We start from the raw sequence: 20,056 nt of genomic DNA on the forward strand, positions 1-20,056 counted from the left end.
CAAAATCTGCCTACGCAGAAAGCACGAAAAATCAAGTTTTTAAACCAACCAATGGAGGTAGATAAAGTCTCATATCGCCGCGACAATAGTCCAGTCAAGTAAAAAATTAGACTTTACAAAAATCCTCTTAGATGTACTTGCTTCTATTACTCTTGATTTAGTGGACACTGCCAAGACTGATACAATTTATAACGAAAACTTCCGATAAGACATTATTAAAATCAGTGAAACACCAGTTCAATAGGCTGTTAAACTCTTTCCCATCCCTGGCTTCGGGATACTTGGTTATTGGCATTATATTAGCAGTGCTGATTCGATTAGTTTGTGTTCCAAATAAATCGGTAGATTATAAGTTTTTTTTAGCACCCTGGTATGATTTCATAGCATCTCATGGTGGCTTTAGCGCCCTCAAATATAGTTTTGCCGATTACACACCCTCCTACCTATACTGGATTTTAATTTCTGCCACCCTGCTATCTGCGTTGCCGAAAATCTTCACAATCAAGCTTTTTGCGATGACTGTTGATTTTCTTTGTGCCTTTTTAACTTACAAAATTGTCAGACTAAAATACCCAGAGGGGAGGAAACCTATATTTGCCTTTTTGGTAGTTATATTGAGTCCGACTGTTATATATAATAGTGCCCTCTGGGGTCAATGTGATGTTATCTATACAACGGGTTTGATTGCCTGTATTTACTTCTTATCTATTCAAAAAGAAATACCAGCCTTACTTAGTTTTGGTGTAGCACTTTCTTTTAAATTGCAAGCTATGTTTTTAGCACCTTTGTTATTGATTCTCTTGCTCAAAAAAAGAATACACTGGTATTATTTACCATTAATTCCAGCAGTATATGTAGTTACAGTTTTACCATCTTGGTTGATGGGAAGACCGATATTAGAATTGCTTTTGGTATACTTTAACCAAGCTAATAAGTACAAGGAATTGGCTAAAGGCGCACCTAATCTTTATCAATGGATTCCTAACAATTTTTATAATATTGTTGTCCCTATAGCTTTAACATTAACTATATGTGCAATATTTTTATTGGTATATATTGTTTATAAAAGTAGATTAAAAATCACTCAAGACAGACTGATACACTTAGCGACCATATCAGTTTTGTTTATGCCATATATCCTGCCTAAAATGCACGAAAGATATTTTTATCCTGCTGATATTCTTTCGATTATCTTTGCCTTTTACTTTCCCAGATATTTTTGGGTAGCTATAGTTGTGCAAATGGCATCATTTTTTGGCTATTTAGGAACTCCCATATTTATCCAGTTATTTTCAATCCCTTTAGGTTTTACCCTCTGGTTTGTTGTGCGAAAGTGCGATGTAATTTATCCGAAATTACAAGCTGAATTTTCCTCGAATATCGATAGAAAATTGTAGTAAAGGCAACTAGGATTTAAGTAATAGGACGACTGCCAAAAATGAATAATATCAGAGCAATTATCGGCATTAGTACCTTAATTTTATTTATCTCCAGTAGCTTACGACATGAGTTATTTAATTCATCTGGAGATTTAGCATTTTTTGACCAAGGAATTTACTTAATTAGTCAGGGAAAACCGCCAGTTTCTTCTGTACTTGGTTTTCATGTTTTAGCCGATCATGCTGCTTGGATTTTATATCCTTTGGCTTTACTATACAAAATTTATCCTAGTGTTTATTGGCTATTTGCAGTCCAGTCTGTTGCTTTAGCTTTAGGTGTTTTACCTACATATTTTCTGGCACTACAAGCAGGTTTAAAAGAAAATTTAGCAGTTGCAATGGTAGCTGTATATCTAATGTATCCAGTGATTTACAATAGCAATTTATGCGATTTTCATCCAGATACCATCGCTGTCCCTGCACTTTTGATGGCAGTTTTCGCTGCTAGATCGAGAAAAATAGTTTGGTTTTGCGTCAGTATTCTTTTGATATTGGGTTGTAAAGCTGTATTGTCCCTGACTGTAGTGGCTATGGGGATTTGGTTACTCTTGTTTGAAAAGCGACGCTTATATGGTGCGATCGCCATTATTGGTGGGACAATGTGGTTTTTGATTGCTAACTGGATTATCATCCCTTTCTTTGGTAGCGAAGCAGCGCTACTTACCCGTCATCTTTATCGATATAGCTATTTAGGAAACTCATTTTCCGAAATGGTACAAATATTACTTTACCAGCCGCAAATTATTTTTAAAAACATTTTTTCAGCTATAAATTTAGAATATTTATGTTTCTTATTATTACCTATTGTTTGGGCTTTAAAACCACAATATCTTATCCCTTTGATTAGTCTAATTCCTTGTGTAGCACTAAATTTGCTTGCAGATCATCCCTCACAAAAAAATCTAGTTTTGCATTATTCTTTACCAGCAATTCCATTTATTATTTTAGTTGGAATTGCCAGCCTAGCAGCAGGTAAAGGATGGCTAAAACAAAGACGAGTAATTTTTTTGTGGTCTTTAGTTTGGTTTTTTGCTTTAGGTAAAGTTGGGTTCTTTAGCTCAAAATATCTTCATCATCTGGACAATTGGTCAGCCACAAAAGAGGCGATCGCTTTAGTTAAAACTAAAGATAGCGTTCTGACTACAGATATAATTACTCCACATTTAACCCATAGAGATTTGATTAGTTTTAAATATAATCCTTCTCAAGATATTACTGAATTGAATAAGTTTCATTATGTCTTGCTCAATGTCCGTCATCCCGGTTGGGCTGCAAGTTCAGAATCTCTTTCAAACTTGGCAAATATTTTGAAAAATCAGTCAAAATACAAATTACAATATCAACAAGATGATATATATCTTTTTGAAAAAAAAATTAGCTAATATCATATTTATAAAACCAAATAGTCTTGACATTCTTTTGCAAAAAAGTCTATCAGGGATTACTTAGGTGATTTCTGACAAAGAATACAGCACTTACGGCAGCTATGAGGTACATCCCCAAATCTGAAAGCTTTGATAGGAGAGGGCAAGGAAAAAAACTGTATTGCATAATAGCCGGAAGCGCTGTATACCCAGGTTGATGAATTTCGAGTTCGCTCAACTCTCTATCCCTTAGTTGGTTGAGCGAAGTCGAAACCAACAGCGATGGTAGATTTATTGACGGAAATCACCTTAATTTATTGTGAAATCAGAGTAAAATTATCAGCAATGCCTAAAATATGATATTCAGATAAATTTGTCTGTTGTAAAGTCGGATTATCTAATAATAAATAAGATTTTTTATCAAATTGTTCTTTTAAGACAGCAACAGCAGCAGAAATTACTTTGCAATCGCTATAGAAATCTAAACTAGGACGATTATAAGCAAATGAGCTATAGATTGTTGTTCCTGGTAATACGTGTTGGCGAATTAATGCTGCAACTGGTTTGACTGGAAAAGCTTCTTTTAATTCCCAAATCCAAGATTGCGAACTTACCAGTAGGATTAAAACTAAATACATACCTGTAAATAAAACTGGAATGAATTTGCGATCGCGCTGTTTAACTAGCCATGCTGCAATTCCTATACTTATTGCCAAAACAATACTCATAACTATTAAAATCGGCTGTTTCTTCATAAAGAAGTAAACACAGCCTCCTAAACCGGCGATAGAAATAATCGCCAAAAATATTGTCCAACTTCGCATTTTAAAATGACGATTCTGCCAAACCTCGTTCAAATTAGCACCAATTGCCAAGGCTAAAAATGGATATACAGGCATGACATACCACGGAAGTTTAGTTCTCATAAAAGAAATAGTTCCTAAGTAAACAACTATGCCTAACAGAACTAGAGAACCCCAAGTATTATGACGTTTTTTCCATGCTAGATAAAGCCCTCCAGGTAAAAATAGCAGCCAGGGAAAACCATATTTGAGTAATTCTAATAAATAGTACCAAGGAGGCCCGCTATTACCTTCAACAGTTTGTGTAAGGCGGTCAAAAGCTTGTGCTTGAAAATGCACTTCTAAGAAAGTATTCCCATAATGTTGCCATTGGGCAGTATACCAAGCGATCGCAGGGGCATTTCCTAACAAAATTCCCACCCAGAGATAGGGACTTTTCAACAAAGCTAATTGTCGATCTGCAAGCAGAAATAAAGTTGCGATCGCCCCCAACAGCAAAACTATCATCCCCTTAGTCAGAATAATTAACCCCAGACAAAATCCCACACCTAGAGCATATTTTCGGTTCTGACGTGCTTTCAAAAGACAAAACAACAGCAGCAAGAAAAAAGAAATAGTCATCCCATCTAACATTGCTAGTCGTCCATGACGCACCACAGGCAACATTGTCAAGTAAACTAAAGCAGCAAATAAAGCTGGTAAACTTTGCTTAAAAGCTAAACGCCCTACCAAGTAAAGCAAAGGCACTCCCAAGGCAGTTAAAACTGCACCAGGTAAACGTGTAGTTAACTCTTGCACTCCTCCTAGTTGGTAGCACCAAGCAATTAACCATTGCATCAAAGGCGGTTTTAATAAAAATGGTTCTCCCTGAAGGGTGGGATAAAGCCAGTTCCCAGTCCGGTAAATTTCTCTGGCAACTATAGCATAAGTACCTTCATCCCAATCTCGTAAAGGGGAGTTTCCTAAAAATACCAGCCACAGAACTAGAGATATTATCAGCAAGCTAAATAACCATTCTTTTTCTCGGAATAGACGCATATCTAAAATCGGGATAATCATTTCAACGGCTGTAAGGCGGTATTGTACCCCAGATTTCGTAACGAGAGTTTGGTTAGTTTTTTAAAAGAGCGTATAACTGTGTAGCAGGTTGACAAAGCGCTACAAGGGTATCATCCTAGAATGTTTAGAAGGTAAACCAGATGAGTAACCACATTAAGAGCCTATGGTAACAGCACAACCTATCACTATTGATTTGTTTGCTGGGGCTGGCGGCTTTGGTCTAGGTTTCGAGATGGCAGGTTTCTCTGTTCCTTTATCCGTTGAGATTGATACCTGGGCTTGTGATACACTACGTTATAACCGCCCTAATATGACAGTTCTTCAACAGGATATCCGTGATTTAAACACTGCAAGTAGCATTAACGATATCTGTCACTTCAAACCGGATATTGTTATTGGTGGGCCTCCATGTCAAGGCTTTAGTATTGCCGGCCCAGCACAAAAAGATCCTAAAGACCCTAGAAATAGTTTATTCATTAACTTTGCTCACTGGATATGTTTTCTCGAACCTCAAGCTTTTGTAATGGAGAATGTTAAAGGTTTACTTTCGCGCAAAAATATTGAAGGTAGAAAGGTAACAGATATCATTAAAGAAACTTTTGAGAATCTAGGGTATTTTGTAGAAGTATGGTCATTAAATGCTGCCGAATATGGTGTGCCCCAAATTAGGGAGCGAATTTTTATTGTGGGAAATAAAACAGGAAAAAAATTAGGTATTCCTCCAAAAACACATTCCTTAGATTTATTACATATCAATAGCTCTCAATTATCAATATTTGCCTGTATGGGTTTACTTCCTGCCATAAGCTTGTGGCATGCTATATCAGATTTACCACCACTGAATGCACGTGAGGGTGAAGAGGAACAACCTTACATTTCAGAACCTCTCAATAATTATCAAAGCTGGATCAGAAATGGCAGTACAACACTTTACAATCATGTTGCAATGGATCATTCCCAGAGGCTTGTAGAACGCTTCAAACATATTAAATGGGGTGAATCAAGTTCAGATGCACCAAAAGAACATGGGGCGAGACGACGTAGTGGAAATGGTGAGTTATCTGAGATAAGTTATGACCAGAATAACCGACGTTTAAATCCATATAAACCATCACATACAATAGCCGCTTCGTTTTACGCCAATTTTCTTCATCCTTTCCAGCATCGCAATTTGACAGCCCGTGAAGGGGCGCGTGTTCAATCTTTTCCTGACACTTATCGGTTTCTAGGAAAGAAGACTGTTGTATCTCACAAGTTATTACATCGGGAAGAGAGATTTGATGAGAAGTTTCTTTGCCAGTACAATCAGGTAGGTAATGCTGTACCACCTATTCTTGCTAAAGCGATCGCACTTCATCTTCAAAATAAATTACAGCTATGCCCAAAAGCGATAGGAACCCTTTAGTTCACGGCTCTAATCTTGAACAAAAGGAGAATCACCGCACAAAATACAGAGATGTTGAGAGTAAAAAATATCTCACTGAAATTAGAACTGAGTATGATAAGTGGCGTTCAGTTAATCTCCAATTACTTGGGCCGACATCAACACCTACTGCTCAAGATGACGCAATTATTGCTACTAGGGTAGAACTTCTATCAAAATATAAGGATTTTTTAGACCAGCAGCACTATGCTGAAAAGTTTGATTCTCGATCAAACCTTCACTCTAGCGTACTGGAGGAATTTCTTTATTATCTGTTTAAAGATTTGGTCAGAGACTTTGGAGAAAATGCTCTCATCGGCAAATCACATACATTCAAAGATATTTTCTTTGTGCCGCCAAAATACTCTGAGATGCTGAAGCGACCGTATGCACGTATTGAAAAGAAAGATCATGACTTTGTAATTGGAGCCACTATTCAAGTATCATTTGAAGCAGCAACCCCACCGGAGAAAGATGAAAATCCTGGTGAAATACTCCCACTTCTTAAAGAGGAACCGGAAAATTACTCTGAAGTTACAGTTACAGGAAACACCGAAACGCACATTTTCGATATTCCAGTTGTTGCAATTGAATGTAAGACATATCTCGATAAAACTATGCTCGAAGGTTCATCACGAGCAGCAGAGGACTTAAAGGCAAGAAATCCAAACAGTTTATATGTTGTACTTATGGAGTGGATTAAGCTGACCAGTGATGTCAATCTTCGCAAGTACAAGGTTGACCAGATTTACGTACTACGTCAGCAGAAAAACACTGACCGAGAATTTAGGTATGAAGAAAAATATCTTAAAAATTCAATTAATCCAGTTGTAGTTCAACATCTATTCCATAAAGTGCGGAAGCATCTGAAAATGGATTGGACTGGCGGAATTGAACACGGCATAGAGCGTGGGTGGCTAATTGACGAGTAGCGATTGACCTATTCACCATACTGTTGATAGAAAATTAAGATATCCAGAAAGCAACTACAATTCATCAATTGTTACTAAACCGCCCTCGATAAACTGTATGACAAGTTCATGCTCATCAAGTAAAGCAGTTCCTAATAGAGGTAGCCGTCCTGTAGCAAGTACATTCACTTCCCGTTCTTCTCCATTCAAAATAATGGTAGCTTGATGTACTGGCAAGATTACATTACTATTGTCAGCTAAATTTGCATACATATCATACACAAAAGGAAAACACAACAAAGTAACTGCTGCTGGGGGTAAAGAAAGAAACTCTGTAAAACCTGTATCGATAACAAATTCAATGGTAAAGTCTGGTTGATTGGGCAGTCGAAATATGATATCAATGGTTGCGCGTCCGTTCTTGACAATACCAGAAATCACCGATAATCGCGCTCCATGTCACCACTGAAGGAAACAGCGACTTTATAACCAATGCGAATGCCAAAAAGTCGAGCTAATGGGTTTTTATTACGTAAATATCGTGCCGATTCTAAGCCTGTTTTATCAATTGCGTATTCACCTGTTTCTATATCGATAATCACCATTTTACCTATGTTTTCTTCTCGCTCTACTTGTTGACGAATGCTGTTTTCGTATAATTCTTTCGCACGTCGTGCAACTTCTTCTCGGCTTAAAAGTATGCTTTGCACAGCTTTGCTCCTTTGTTGCTACTGTGTATTAATTCTACTTGATTATCTGTTGTGCCTTTAAACTGAATTTTCTACATCTGTTATCTTTGGGTTAAGCAATAAAACAAATAGCGATCACCTAATTTTATTTCTCTAACAAATGAATCAATTTCAAGCTATGGCGATTTCAAATGACTAAAATACACCCAAGACAGCTTAGAGTCAGGAGTCAGAATATAAAGTTCTCCTGAATTCTGGTTTCGGACTCCCCAATAACTGGGCGTTTGCACCCAACTGAGAACCGCTATAATTCCGCAGCTAAAAGCCTACCTTGAACTGATTCAAACTCATCTTCTAGTAAATATAACTTGGCTTCATCATAGTTATTAGTAGAAAATACAACTTTATAACCCTGTGCCGGATCATAAATCTGACAGTTATCTTCACTGTCGCAAAGCAATAAAAGAATATATGGAGGGGAATGACTTGAATCTATCCATACTTCCATAAATTCCCAATTATTCTTCATTGGATCTTGCGGCGCAATAACGCGGTATTCGTCGTCTGCATTAGACATATTCAAACAAAAAACGGTAGAGCAATTAATACTCTACCGTTTTTTAATTTGGGATTTAATCTAAAAATCCCAAACCCTAAATATTACTCAACACCTTGGGGTAACAATTCCCGACGCTGTTGAGAACTAACTTGGACAATGCCATTTTCATCCACATCAACAAGGGCTGTATCGCCATCTTTAATGCGACCAGACAGAATTTCTTCTGCTAGGCTATCTTCTAACAGGCGCATAATTGCCCGACGTAATGGCCTCGCGCCGTAGCTGGGACTGTAACCTTCTTGAATCAAACGATCCTTGAAGCGGTCTGTGACTTCTAAGGTGATACCCTTTTCCGTCAGACGACCAAATACTTCCTTGAGCATAATTTCGGCGATTTGGGTCACTTCCGGCTTGTTCAACTGACGGAAGACGATAATTTCATCAAGTCGGTTGAGAAACTCTGGACGGAAGTACTGTTTGAGTTCTTCGTTCACCAAAGAGCGAATTCGGTTGTAAGTTGACTCGCTGGCATCTTCGGAGAATTCAAAGCCGATACCGCTACCGCCTTTTTCAATTACCTTAGAACCAATATTGGAAGTTAAAATCAGCAAGGTGTTCTTGAAGTCCACCGTGCGACCTTTGGCATCAGTTAACCGACCGTCTTCCAAAATTTGCAGCAGCATATTGAAGACATCGGGGTGCGCTTTTTCGATTTCGTCGAACAACACCACGGTGTAAGGACGCCGCCGCACGGCTTCGGTCAACTGACCACCTTCGTTATAGCCAACATAACCTGGAGGGGAACCAATCAGCTTGCTGACGGTGTGACGCTCCATGTATTCGGACATATCTAAGCGGATCATCGCTTCTTCGGAACCGAAGAAGTAAGCTGCTAAGGATTTCGCCAACTCGGTTTTACCTACACCAGTCGGCCCAGAGAAGACAAAGCTAGCTATGGGTCGATTGGGATTTTTCAAACCGACACGAGCGCGACGAATTGCTCGTGAGACTGCCTTCACAGCTTCATCCTGACCAATTAAACGCTGATGCAAGGTGTCTTCCATGTGCAGCAGCTTTTCAGATTCAGATTCGGTGAGTTTGTTCACCGGTACTCCAGTCCAAGAAGCGACAATGTGGGCAATGTCTTCTTCTGTAACTACAGGTTCTTCACCTTCTGTACCTGTTGCATTGGTCTTGCTTTGAGCGATCGCTCGGATTTCGGCTTTGATTTCCATTTCGCGATCGCGCAGTCCCCCAGCTTTGTCGAAGTCTTGAGAGCGCACCGCGTCATCTTTTTCTTTTAATATCTGACGCAGTTCTTTGTCTAACTCTTTGGCTGCGGGTGGCAGTTGGGAGTTAATCAAGCGCACCCTAGAACCAGCTTCATCAACTAAGTCGATGGCTTTATCTGGGAGGAAGCGATCGCTAATGTAACGATCTGATAACTTCGCCGCCGCCACTAATGCTTCGTCGGAGATTTTCAGTTTATGGTGTTGCTCGTAGCGTTCGCGCAGACCATATAAAATTTCAATTGTTTCATCAACTGTAGGTTCGCCAACCATCACTGGCTGGAAACGCCGCTCTAGCGCTGCATCTCGCTCGATGTGCTTCCGGTATTCATCCAAGGTGGTAGCACCGATGCACTGCAACTCACCTCTAGCCAAAGCTGGCTTGAGGATATTTGCTGCGTCAATAGCACCTTCTGCCGCACCTGCACCAATTAAGGTGTGTACCTCATCAATCACGAGAATGACATTACCCGCCGAGCGGATTTCATCCATGATTTTTTTCAAGCGTTCTTCAAATTCACCCCGGTACTTGGTTCCTGCTACGAGCAAACCAATATCCAGCGTGACGACGCGTTTATCTTCCAGGATGTCAGGGATATCTTTAGTAGCAATGCGGGAGGCTAAACCTTCAGCGATCGCAGTTTTACCAACCCCTGGTTCCCCAATCAGCACTGGGTTATTTTTGGTTCGGCGACCCAATATCTGAATAACGCGCTCAATTTCCTTGGCGCGTCCCACCACTGGATCGAGCTTATTATCCATCGCCATTTGGGTCAGGTTTGAACCAAATTCATCCAGAGTCGGGGTTTTTGTCCGCCCGGATGAACCGCCTGGTGAAACTTCGGCAGTTTCTCCCAACATGCGGATAACTTGGGTTCTTACCTTAGATAGATCCACACCGAGGTTTTCTAGCACCCTGGCTGCGACGCCTTCCCCTTCGCGGATTAGGCCCAACAGCAGATGCTCGGTGCCAATGTAGTTATGCCCCAGTTGGCGTGCTTCTTCTAGGGAGAGTTCTAAAACTCGCTTTGCCCGTGGCGTAAAGGGAATTTCCACGGCAACAAAGCCCGATCCCCGTCCTATAATTTTTTCAACTTCAATTCGGGCATCTTTGAGATTGACACCCATTGATTTCAGCACCTTAGCAGCCACACCAGTGCCTTCGCCAATCAGACCCAAGAGGATCTGCTCGGTTCCGACAAAGTTGTGACCTAAACGGCGGGCCTCTTCTTGGGCCAGCATGATTACCTTAATGGCTTTTTCAGTGAAGCGCTCAAACATGGCTTTATCCCATCATCTGCGGTCGTGCCGGTATGCTGATTTTAGCACAGGCAAAGCTTTTGGATGCCTGTATAACAGATTATAGACATCTTGAAGCTATGACTTTAGTTGATGGGCTAATTGTTAACTATTGACTACTTTTGTGTGGCTAGTGTACTGAGGAGCTTTAGTTCACCAGCGTTTTTGGGATTTATTACAAATAGCTGACTGCTTATATTGAGAATTTACTTACTTAATCCCAAACACCTACAAATACCATATAAATTTTCAAATATCAAGCAGAAAAAACATTATATATGTTTTCTTTATATTATTTAATTTTTCTATAAAATATTTAAATATAAATAAAGCTAGCAAAGTTGCTCTTTTTTGCTGAAGCCGATCGCAAGCCCGATCGTAGCCTGCCGCGATGCCTACAGTAGCCTGCAAAAATGCAGTTAGAGCAAGGGTTTAAGGTCAAGAGCATTAAAATCTCCAATTTAGTAGCTTGGAATTAGATGGGGGTGTTAACGAAGTAGATGCACCAGAAGCTTTCTGCCTGATTAATAATCCCCAACTACTTAAAAATCAAGTGCCAAGAGGATTTGTCTAGGCGATCGCTGACAATGGAATACCACTGGTCTAAAATTGCTTTAAATTTGGAGTGTTGTAAATCTGGGAGCCAGAGAATTAGTGCGTCCTCATCATTATCTTGGTAGTAACGCCGCCGCAGTCCGGCTGTTTTGAAGCCGAATTTTTGATATAAAGATATAGCCCCCAAGTTTGAAGCTCGCACTTCGAGGGTAGCTCGCTCCATTTTGCGATCGCAAGCTGTCTTGATAAGTGAATATAATAGAGCCTGTCCCAAGCCTTGACGGTGATATTCGGGATGAACCGCCAAAATTGTAATGTGGGCTTCGTCTAAAATTGACCAAAAGCAACCCATTCCTAGCAAACTTATGCTATTGGACGGGGAAAATAAACCGAGTAAATCGCTGTTGGGACTATCCAATTCTCGTTTGTAGCCCTCCAGAGTCCAAAGTCCGCCAAAACAGGCTCGATCTAGTTCCAGAATTGCACTGAGATTATCTGTTGTCAGTAATTTAATTTCTAAGTCTGATGAGATCACATTTATTGAATAAGATTACAAACCCTTTGTAAACTGGGAATCGGGAGACGAACTCAAAGCCCGTAATTTGAACAAGGACAACTTTTATATTTATGGTATCGACTCACCCCACTGGGGTTCAACATTCTGGAAGTCAATATTTACCTCAAAGGCGCGATATAAACGCGAATCCCTCACCTAATCAGGAACTTTTACCCTTAACAGCTAGAGTTCATAATCATGACTCCTTAGAAATTGGTGGATGTGATGTCACAACCCTAGTTGAGCAATTTGGCTCACCTCTATATATCTTAGATGAAGAAACCTTGCGTTCGGCTTGTCAGCAATACCGAGATGCTTTCAAGCAGTACTACAAGGGCGAATCTCAAGTATTGTACGCCTCAAAAGCTTGGAATTGTTTAGCCGTTTGTGCGATCGCTGCGTCTGAAGGATTAGGAATCGATGTAGTTTCTGGCGGCGAACTTTACACCGCCCTACAAGCGGGTGTTAGTCCCAATAAAATTTACCTCCACGGAAATAATAAATCTCGTGAAGAACTAATTTTAGCGATCGAGTCTGGTGTCACCATTGTGGCGGATAACTGGTATGAGTTGCGTACCCTTGTGGAAATAGTCCAACCCAATCAAGTAATCCGCATCATGCTGCGGCTAACTCCCGGTATTGAATGCCACACTCATGAATATATTCGCACGGGACACTTAGATAGCAAATTCGGCTTTGATCCCAACGATTTAGGTGAAGTTTTTACCTTTGTCAGTCAACAGGAAAGCCTTAATTGCATAGGGGTACACGCTCATATTGGTTCCCAAATTTTTGAGCGCCAACCGCATCAAGATTTGGCTGCTGTCATGGTGCAATGGCTGCGGGATGCCGGGAAGTATGGTTTAAATATTACAGAGTTAAATGTTGGTGGTGGTTTGGGGATTAAGTACACAGAATCAGACGATCCCCCCAGCATTGAAGAGTGGGTGAAGGCGATTTGTGAAGTTGTTCAAGAAGCTTGTGCATCTGAAAATCTGCCTTTACCAAAATTATTGAGTGAACCAGGGCGATCGCTAATTGCCACAGCTTGCGTCACTGCTTATACTATTGGTTCATCCAAAGTTATTCCAGAAATTCGTACCTACGTAGCGATCGATGGGGGAATGTCCGATAATCCTCGCCCGATTACTTACCAATCAGTTTATCGGGCGGTAGTTGCCAATAAAATGTCTTATCCTTTAACTCAAACAGTCACAATTGCTGGTAAACATTGTGAATCAGGAGATATTCTGATTAAAAATGCTCTCCTCCCAAAGACTGAACCAGGAGATATTCTCGTAGTTATGGGAACTGGTGCGTACAATTACAGTATGGCATCTAACTACAACCGCTTGCCCCGACCGGCAGCAGTTGTGGTGGCGAATGGCGAAGCAAATTTAATTTTGCAACGTGAAACTTACCAAGACTTAATTCGACAAGATAGCCTACCAGAAAGGCTGAAAATTTAGTCATTTGTCCTTGGTCATTGGAAGCCACTGCATTACGGTGAGGCAGTCCGGTCTTCTCCCAAAGGGAGAGGCTAGCGCCAAGGGGGTTTCCCCCACAAGGAACTGCCGTTAGCGAAGCGGTAGTGACGTAGGAGCCTCACCCGAAGGGGGTTCGCCCCGTTAAAGCAAGTGGCGTTCATTAGCCAGGAAATAATCACAAATGACTAATGACCAATGACTAAGTGTAATTAGAGGCAAAAGTGTAATCCAGATGTCATGAGAGATTGGTGGAAGCAATGGCTGATAAACCTGGGGTGGTCACAGTCCTTGCTACTTGGGACTCTGGATATAGTGTTAGTGTTGGCGCTGACGTACATGATACTAGTTATTATTAGTGAGCGCCGGACACTGTGGATGGTGCGGGGGTTCATTATCTTAATGCTAGCCTCAGCACTAAGTGGCAGATTAGGACTACCTCTGCTAAGTTTTGTACTGGAAAAGTTGGTGATTGGTTGTGCTGTAGCAATGGCAGTTGCTTTACAGTCGGAGTTTCGGCGGTTTTTGGAGCAATTGGGGCGTGGCGAATTCCGCCAGTTATTTCAACCCGATCGGCTGGCAATTCCCAAATCTGATAGTGTAATTGATGAAATTGTTGAGGCTGTTAAAGAATTGTCAAAAAACCGGATTGGAGCTTTACTAATTGTGGAAACCACAGGGCCAATTGATGAGCGAGATTTTTCTGTGCCAGGAGTAAAGCTAAATGCGGAGGTTTCTAAAGAACTAATCCAGACAATTTTTCAGCCGAAAACTTTGTTACACGATGGAGCGACATTAATCCGTGGCTCACGGCTCATATCATCCGGTATAATTTTACCACTTTCGGGACGCACAGCCTCGCGCCAGTTGGGAACACGCCACCGAGCGGCAATGGGAATTACTGAGCGGGTCGAAAATTGCATTTGTGTCGTCGTATCTGAAGAAACGGGTTCCATTTCCTTAGCGGAACGGGGAACCCTAAATAGACCACTGACGATTAAAAAACTAAAAGAGTCATTAGAGGCTCTTTTGTCACCAACCGTAGATAGGGAAGCTGTTGCTCCTGGTCTGTTGAGTTTTGTTCGTCGGATAGGTGGGAAGACACTAGCACTGGTTTCACGTTTACTCGGATTACCACGTCTTCGACGCGCTACGCGAACGACCGATTCTCGAGATAAAAAATGACAGCACAACAAACTAAACTGCAAGATTTGCCTACTGACTTAAAACGAGAACTATTACCGCAGCATGTTGCGGTGATTATGGATGGCAATGGTCGATGGGCTAAACGTCAGGGTCTACCTAGATTTATGGGTCATAAGCGAGGAGTAGATGCTCTCAAGGATTTACTTCGCTGTTGTCAGGATTGGGGAATTCAAGCGTTGACAGCGTATGCTTTTTCTACAGAGAACTGGAAAAGACCGCAGGAAGAAGTAGATTTTTTGATGACTCTGTTTCAAAGAGTTTTGCGCCAAGAACTGCGGGAAATGGTCGAAGAGAATGTTCAAATTAAATTTGTAGGAAATTTACAGGCTCTGCCACGATCGCTCCAGCAAGAAATATCCCGGTCAATGGAAAAAACCAAGGATAATCGCGGTATCCGGTTTTCAGTGGCAACTAATTATGGCGGACGGCAAGAAATTCTACAAGCTTGTCAGGCGATCGCAAAACAAGTTCAACAAGGTCTGTTACAACCTGATGAAATTGATGAACAGGTATTTGAAAGCCACTTGTATACTGCCGGAATTACTGACCCAGATTTATTAATTCGCACCAGTGGAGAAATGCGCCTCTCAAATTTCCTTCTCTGGCAAATGGCTTATGGAGAAATTTATATTACCGATGCTCTCTGGCCCGATTTCGATCGGGCTGAGTTTCATCGCGCTTTGTGTGCTTACCAGCAACGGGAGCGGCGATTTGGAAAAGTTTAAAATAGTGCTGAGTCAGAAGTAATTCAGTCAGGAAGAAGACAAAAGATGTTCTTTTCTGTTAACTCTTCTACTCAGAATTCACAACTGGGTACTCAGTTTTGGGAATACCCACTCTTGCGATCGCTATCGACTTTGGTCTAAATTTACGGTGAACTGTACTCAGCACTTGATTTATGGCCCAGAAAATACAGCTTGTTCTACATCATCCCGACTCAGAGAATATTTAAATGAGCGTTGAATATCTTGTCCATTTTCCCCAGATTGGACATATCGCACTACGATTTGCTCAACGTCGAGCCATAGTTCAGCTTGCCAACTAGGTCGCTGCACATGCCAGCAATGCTTCTGGGTTTCGTCTTGTTTACAGCCTTGGTCTTTTAGCCACTGTTCAATTTGTGGCAGGGGATGATTATATAGAGGCGTTTCAGAGGGAAGAAGAGGCATAGGAATTTTAGATTTTGGATTAGGAAATTTTTTAATTTTTAATTACCATAAAGGTAATTACTTGGGATACATAGTTAATCTGCTGTTGTACAGATGGAGTTGACTGTAGTAAATGGCTTTGAAAAGCAGCATCACCACGAGTTAAGCCAATGGCAACTGCTAATAACAGACAACCTACAAATGTTAACACCAGCATAAATAAAGCAAAAATTTCGCCAGATGATAAGGGGCGATCGCTAGCGTCAAGGTAAGCTGACTTTGACCAGTCATGAGAACGCGAGACGGGATGATTCAAGTCAGGGGGTGGTTGAATCACTCCAAATCGGGAATAGCCAATTTTTAAATCGTAGCTTAAGCGCCGTTCTGGATGACTAAGGGTCGCGTAGGCTTCGTTGACTTGCTGAAATTTGGAAGTAGCGATCGCAGTAGGCAAATCTGTAGTATCAGGATGATAGCGTTTGCTCAGTTCTCGATAAGCGCGACGAATATCAATTACTGACGCCGAGGGATGCAGTCCTAGCAGGGAGTAATAAGTTGGTTTACTGCTTTGTGGCATTGCCCCGTTTTGATTCACGGCTGTTTGAGTCACTTTGCTCAAAGATATTTTTTATATTTTAAATCCTTTGTGAATTGGGGAAGACAGAAGAAGACACAGCAATTTTGAGTTAGTAATTATTTTGCTCAATAGCTTGATATAATTACTCATCCCTAACCTAATAAATCAGCGCGGGGTTTAAAGGTTTCAATTTGCCGCAATTTTTCGTAAATTTCCCGTTCTTCTTGAGTAATATTTTTCGGGGTAACTATTTGAATTTCTACTAATTGATCGCCACGTTTCCCGTCATCGCTGGGGTAGCCTTTATTCCCTAGTCGGAATTTTTGACCAGACCTAACTCCTGGGGGTATGGTCATTTTCACTGGCCCGTCCAAAGTTGGGGCTTCTACCTGTCCTCCTAAAACTGCTTCGCTGGGAGTAACTGGTACTTGGCAGAGGATATTTAAACCATCTAGCTTAAATAATGGATGAGGTTCAACGGTAATTTTTAAGTATAGGTCGCCACCACCAACACCTTGGTTCCGTAAACGGATGGTTTGACCTGATACCATCCCTAGTGGCATATTAACTTCTAGCGATCGCCCATCTTCCAAACGAATGCGTTCATTACCACCTTGATAAGCTTTTTCTAGTGGTAACGTTAATCTAGCTTCTATATCTCGACGGGTAGTGCGAGGTGGAGTGTTAACGGTATAGGCAACTTTTGTTCTGGGGGAACGAAACGGATCGCTAGTATTACCATTACTAGAATTACTTGCCCCACTCTTATTTTTGACACCAATCACTTGATTAATAAAGCTTTCAAAGTCGGAGAATTGGCTTGGATCTACGTCCTGATTGCCGTTGCGATCGCTAGCGCCACTCTGCCAAGTTTTAGCCTTTGGCGTTTGTTTGTTGCCTGCAAAGCCTTTTTGCTTCCAGTAGCGGCTAAACTGGTCGTATTGCGATCGCTTGGCTGAGTCTGAAAGGACTTCATAAGCCTCGCCGATATCCTTAAATTTTTCCTCAGATTCTTTATTACCCGGATTGAGATCGGGGTGATATTGCCTCGCTAAACGCCGATAAACTTTTTTAATTTCCTCACCAGAAGCGTCTTTAGATACTCCTAAAATCTCGTAATAATCGCGGAAATTCGGCAAATTTTGCATAGTTAGTTATTTAAATTTTAGATTTTAGATTTTGGATTAATTAGGAGTAAAGACGCGATTAATCGCGTCTGTACAGGAGTTAGGAATTGAAGAATTTAATCTTTAATTTTTAACTTCTCACTCCTAACTTTTATTAAAAGTACTACAACCAATCATTGTCTTCTTCATCATCCCAGTTATCTTGATAGCTAGGACGGGCTTTGCGTGGAGGACGGTTTTCATAAGAGGAAGAACGACTGTCTCGGTTATTCTCTCGACCATAGTCTCTGTTATAATCTTTACCGTAATCTCTGCCATAGTCCTTACTGTATGAGTCGCGTTCCCGATACGAATCTCTGTATGTATCTTTGGGAAATTCGCGTTCTTTATCCTTATCACCGCCAGTAAAGATGTCACGGATAGTACCTAACAAGTCGTCATCTTCATCTTCAGCATAAGTCTCGCGGACTTCCCGATTTAGCTCGTAGAGAGCATCTTGCAAATCGGCGTAGGCTTGATCGATACCGCGATCGCTATTTTCCTTAAGACTCTCTTTTAAGTCTCGACAAATATTATCAATTCTTTGGCGACGGCTGCGGGCAAACTGCATACCAAATTCGAGTGCTACTTCTCTGAGTTGCCGTTCTGCTTGGAAAATCAGCGCCTCAGAACGAGTCCGCTTTTCTACCCGTTCTTTCCGTTCGCGATCGACATCGGCGTATTTCTGAGCATCCTGAATCATTCGATTCACTTCTGACTCGTTCAAGGTAGAAGCGCCTTGAATGGTGATACTCTGCTCTCGCCCAGTGGTTCTATCTAAAGCTGTTACCTGTAAAATACCATTAGCATCGATATCAAATGACACCTGAACTTGAGGAATTCCTCGTGGTGCTGGCGGGATACCATACAGCTTGAAACGTCCTAAAGACTTATTGTTTGCTGCCATTTCCCGTTCGCCCTGAACTACGTGGATTTCCACAGTATTTTGGTTATTTTCAGACGTGGAAAAAATGTCAGAACGACGGACTGGAATGGTGGTATTGCGGGGAATCAGTTTTTTCATCACGCCGCCAATGGTTTCCAATCCCATAGAAAGGGGTGTGACATCCAAAAGCAGCACATCTTTGAGTTCGCCGGCGAGAATTCCGGCTTGAATTGCTGCACCCACTCCCACCACTTCATCGGGGTTAACGTTTTCGTTAGGTTCTGTGCCAATTAAGTCCCGCACTAGCTGCTTTACCATTGGCATTCTTGTAGAACCGCCAACTAATACCACTTCTTCAATGTCTCTAGGTGAAAGTCCGGCATCTTTGAGGGCGCGTTTCACTGGTGTCCGCAATCGCCCCACCAAATCACCACACAAACCTTCAAACTGGGAACGAGTTAAACGAGTTTCTAGATGTTTGGGGCCTTCTTGGTCAGCAGCAATAAAAGGTAAGTTAATATCGGTAACGCTGACAGAGGAAAGTTCCATTTTTGCCTTTTCGGCCGCTTCCATCAGGCGTTGTAAAGATTGTCTCTCGCGTCTTAAGTCTATTCCCTCAGTTTCTAGAAATTGCTCTGCTAACCAATCTACTATTTTTTTATCAAAGTCATTCCCACCCAGTTGCGTATCTCCACTAGTAGCTTTGACTTCAAATATTCCATCGCCTACTTCTAAAATCGATACGTCAAAAGTACCGCCACCCAAGTCAAAGACTAAGATAGTTTCCGTCTCACCCCGATCTAATCCGTAAGCCAAAGATGCAGCAGTCGGTTCATTGAGAATCCGCAGCACCTCTAAACCGGCAATTCTGCCAGCATCACGGGTTGCCTGCCGTTGAGAATCGTTAAAATAAGCGGGGACTGTAATCACTGCCCCTGTAACTGGTTCGCCCAAATATTGACTAGCATCCTCTGCCAATTTCTTCAGCACCATTGCCGAAATTTCTTCTGGGGCAAAATCTTTATTGAGGCGGGGACAGGCAATTTTAATATTACCTACTTCGTCTTTGCGGATGGTGTAGGGTACACGCTTAGAATCTGGACTAAGTTCGGCATATTTGCGCCCAATGAAGCGTTTCACTGCAAAAAAGGTATTTTGGGGATTGAGGACGGTTTGCCGCCGTGCCATTTGCCCAACGACCCTTTCGCCTTCTTTGCTGAAGCCAACTACGGAGGGTGTTGTTCGCATTCCTTCTGCATTGGCAATCACCACCGGCTTGCCACCCTCCATAACGGCGACTACTGAGTTGGTTGTACCCAAGTCGATGCCGACTACCTTGCCCATGCGTTACTCTTCTCCTAAAGTGTCTTATATATTATTTATTATGATTGGGCGAAACTACCTCTAGCTTGAATGCTATGGGATGAAAACACCTCAATAAAGAGGCAGGGGGAAGGGGGCAGGGAGCAGGGGGAAATGACTGCTTATGCTCTGGAGCAGAGCGGAACATGGGTCTGAGTCCCCCACTAAGTGGTTCTTGTACCCTGTGGGAAGCTAGCGCAACAGATGGCGAATCCCCATGCTTTTCTATCCCCCTTGCTGCCTGCTGCCTGCCCCCTTGCCTCTTTATTAATGGTATAATA

At 41.6% G+C, this 20,056-nt stretch carries 17 protein-coding genes; 7 read left to right on the forward strand and 10 right to left on the reverse strand.

The window, feature by feature from the left end; all coding sequences use genetic code 11:
• Positions 1 to 281 precede the first annotated feature (281 nt).
• Together CDG77_RS00465 and CDG77_RS00470 are read left to right on the forward strand one after the other, a co-directional pair.
• Positions 282 to 1,397, forward strand: a complete 1,116-nt coding sequence (locus tag CDG77_RS00465) for a hypothetical protein (RefSeq protein ID WP_223269673.1) — start codon at positions 282 to 284, stop codon at positions 1,395 to 1,397.
• A 41-nt stretch (positions 1,398 to 1,438) separates the two neighbouring features.
• The gene (locus CDG77_RS00470; RefSeq protein WP_094327344.1) at positions 1,439 to 2,821 is read left to right on the forward strand and encodes a DUF2079 domain-containing protein; all 1,383 of its coding nucleotides are present in this window, start codon (positions 1,439 to 1,441) and stop codon (positions 2,819 to 2,821) included.
• A gap of 296 nt (positions 2,822 to 3,117) precedes the next feature.
• Here CDG77_RS00470 and CDG77_RS00475 read toward each other — a convergent pair whose 3' ends face one another.
• Positions 3,118 to 4,644 carry an ArnT family glycosyltransferase gene (locus CDG77_RS00475; RefSeq protein WP_094327368.1) on the reverse strand — a complete coding sequence of 509 codons (1,527 nt, stop codon included), beginning with the start codon at positions 4,642 to 4,644 and terminating at the stop codon, positions 3,118 to 3,120.
• 184 nt (positions 4,645 to 4,828) lie between these two features.
• On the opposite strand from CDG77_RS00475, the gene CDG77_RS00480 reads away from it, so the two are divergent.
• Positions 4,829 to 6,070 (forward strand): DNA cytosine methyltransferase, encoded by a 1,242-nt coding sequence (locus tag CDG77_RS00480; protein WP_094327345.1) that lies wholly within the window; start codon positions 4,829 to 4,831, stop codon positions 6,068 to 6,070.
• The gene (locus CDG77_RS00485) at positions 6,043 to 7,020 is read left to right on the forward strand and encodes a Bpu10I family restriction endonuclease (RefSeq protein ID WP_094327346.1); all 978 of its coding nucleotides are present in this window, start codon (positions 6,043 to 6,045) and stop codon (positions 7,018 to 7,020) included. The genes CDG77_RS00480 and CDG77_RS00485 overlap by 28 nt, the downstream gene beginning before the upstream one ends.
• Before the next feature lie 54 nt (positions 7,021 to 7,074).
• Here the strand turns inward: CDG77_RS00485 and CDG77_RS00490 are convergent, their stop codons facing one another.
• From CDG77_RS00490 to rimI, 5 genes are all read right to left on the reverse strand, one after another.
• Complete coding sequence (locus CDG77_RS00490) at positions 7,075 to 7,440, reverse strand: clan AA aspartic protease (RefSeq protein ID WP_094327347.1); 366 nt, start codon at positions 7,438 to 7,440, stop codon at positions 7,075 to 7,077.
• Positions 7,437 to 7,709 carry a hypothetical protein gene (locus CDG77_RS00495; protein ID WP_094327348.1) on the reverse strand — a complete coding sequence of 91 codons (273 nt, stop codon included), beginning with the start codon at positions 7,707 to 7,709 and terminating at the stop codon, positions 7,437 to 7,439. The genes CDG77_RS00490 and CDG77_RS00495 overlap by 4 nt, the downstream gene beginning before the upstream one ends.
• Before the next feature lie 283 nt (positions 7,710 to 7,992).
• Positions 7,993 to 8,265, reverse strand: a complete 273-nt coding sequence (locus CDG77_RS00500; protein WP_317615900.1) for a hypothetical protein — start codon at positions 8,263 to 8,265, stop codon at positions 7,993 to 7,995.
• Positions 8,266 to 8,348: 83 nt separating this feature from the next.
• Positions 8,349 to 10,817 carry an ATP-dependent Clp protease ATP-binding subunit gene (locus CDG77_RS00505; protein ID WP_094327349.1) on the reverse strand — a complete coding sequence of 823 codons (2,469 nt, stop codon included), beginning with the start codon at positions 10,815 to 10,817 and terminating at the stop codon, positions 8,349 to 8,351.
• 556 nt (positions 10,818 to 11,373) lie between these two features.
• A complete protein-coding gene (gene rimI / locus CDG77_RS00510) occupies positions 11,374 to 11,925 on the reverse strand; it encodes a ribosomal protein S18-alanine N-acetyltransferase (protein WP_094327350.1) in 552 nt (183 codons plus the stop codon).
• Between the two features lie 92 nt (positions 11,926 to 12,017).
• Here rimI and lysA point away from each other — a divergent pair, with 92 nt between their 5' ends.
• The 3 genes from lysA (at position 12,018) to CDG77_RS00525 (ending at position 15,361) form a co-directional block, all read left to right on the forward strand.
• Entirely contained in the window at positions 12,018 to 13,415 is a 1,398-nt protein-coding gene (gene lysA, locus CDG77_RS00515; protein ID WP_094327351.1) for a diaminopimelate decarboxylase, read from the forward strand.
• 255 nt (positions 13,416 to 13,670) lie between these two features.
• Positions 13,671 to 14,615, forward strand: a complete 945-nt coding sequence (gene cdaA, locus CDG77_RS00520) for a diadenylate cyclase CdaA (protein ID WP_094327352.1) — start codon at positions 13,671 to 13,673, stop codon at positions 14,613 to 14,615.
• Complete coding sequence (locus tag CDG77_RS00525) at positions 14,612 to 15,361, forward strand: isoprenyl transferase (RefSeq protein ID WP_094327353.1); 750 nt, start codon at positions 14,612 to 14,614, stop codon at positions 15,359 to 15,361. The genes cdaA and CDG77_RS00525 overlap by 4 nt, the downstream gene beginning before the upstream one ends.
• A gap of 171 nt (positions 15,362 to 15,532) precedes the next feature.
• Here CDG77_RS00525 and CDG77_RS00530 read toward each other — a convergent pair whose 3' ends face one another.
• The 4 genes from CDG77_RS00530 to dnaK form a co-directional block, all read right to left on the reverse strand.
• Positions 15,533 to 15,805, reverse strand: a complete 273-nt coding sequence (locus tag CDG77_RS00530) for a DUF3143 domain-containing protein (RefSeq protein WP_094327354.1) — start codon at positions 15,803 to 15,805, stop codon at positions 15,533 to 15,535.
• A 31-nt stretch (positions 15,806 to 15,836) separates the two neighbouring features.
• Entirely contained in the window at positions 15,837 to 16,361 is a 525-nt protein-coding gene (locus tag CDG77_RS00535) for a J domain-containing protein (RefSeq protein WP_094327355.1), read from the reverse strand.
• Between the two features lie 152 nt (positions 16,362 to 16,513).
• Positions 16,514 to 17,509: a DnaJ C-terminal domain-containing protein gene (locus tag CDG77_RS00540; RefSeq protein WP_094327356.1), complete on the reverse strand. Its 996-nt coding sequence runs from the start codon at positions 17,507 to 17,509 to the stop codon at positions 16,514 to 16,516.
• A gap of 142 nt (positions 17,510 to 17,651) precedes the next feature.
• Positions 17,652 to 19,757 (reverse strand): molecular chaperone DnaK, encoded by a 2,106-nt coding sequence (gene dnaK / locus CDG77_RS00545; RefSeq protein ID WP_094327357.1) that lies wholly within the window; start codon positions 19,755 to 19,757, stop codon positions 17,652 to 17,654.
• Between the last annotated feature and the right edge of the window lie 299 nt (positions 19,758 to 20,056).

Origin of the sequence: Nostoc sp. 'Peltigera membranacea cyanobiont' 213 (assembly GCF_002245975.1) — a bacterium.
GTDB lineage: Bacteria > Cyanobacteriota > Cyanobacteriia > Cyanobacteriales > Nostocaceae > Nostoc.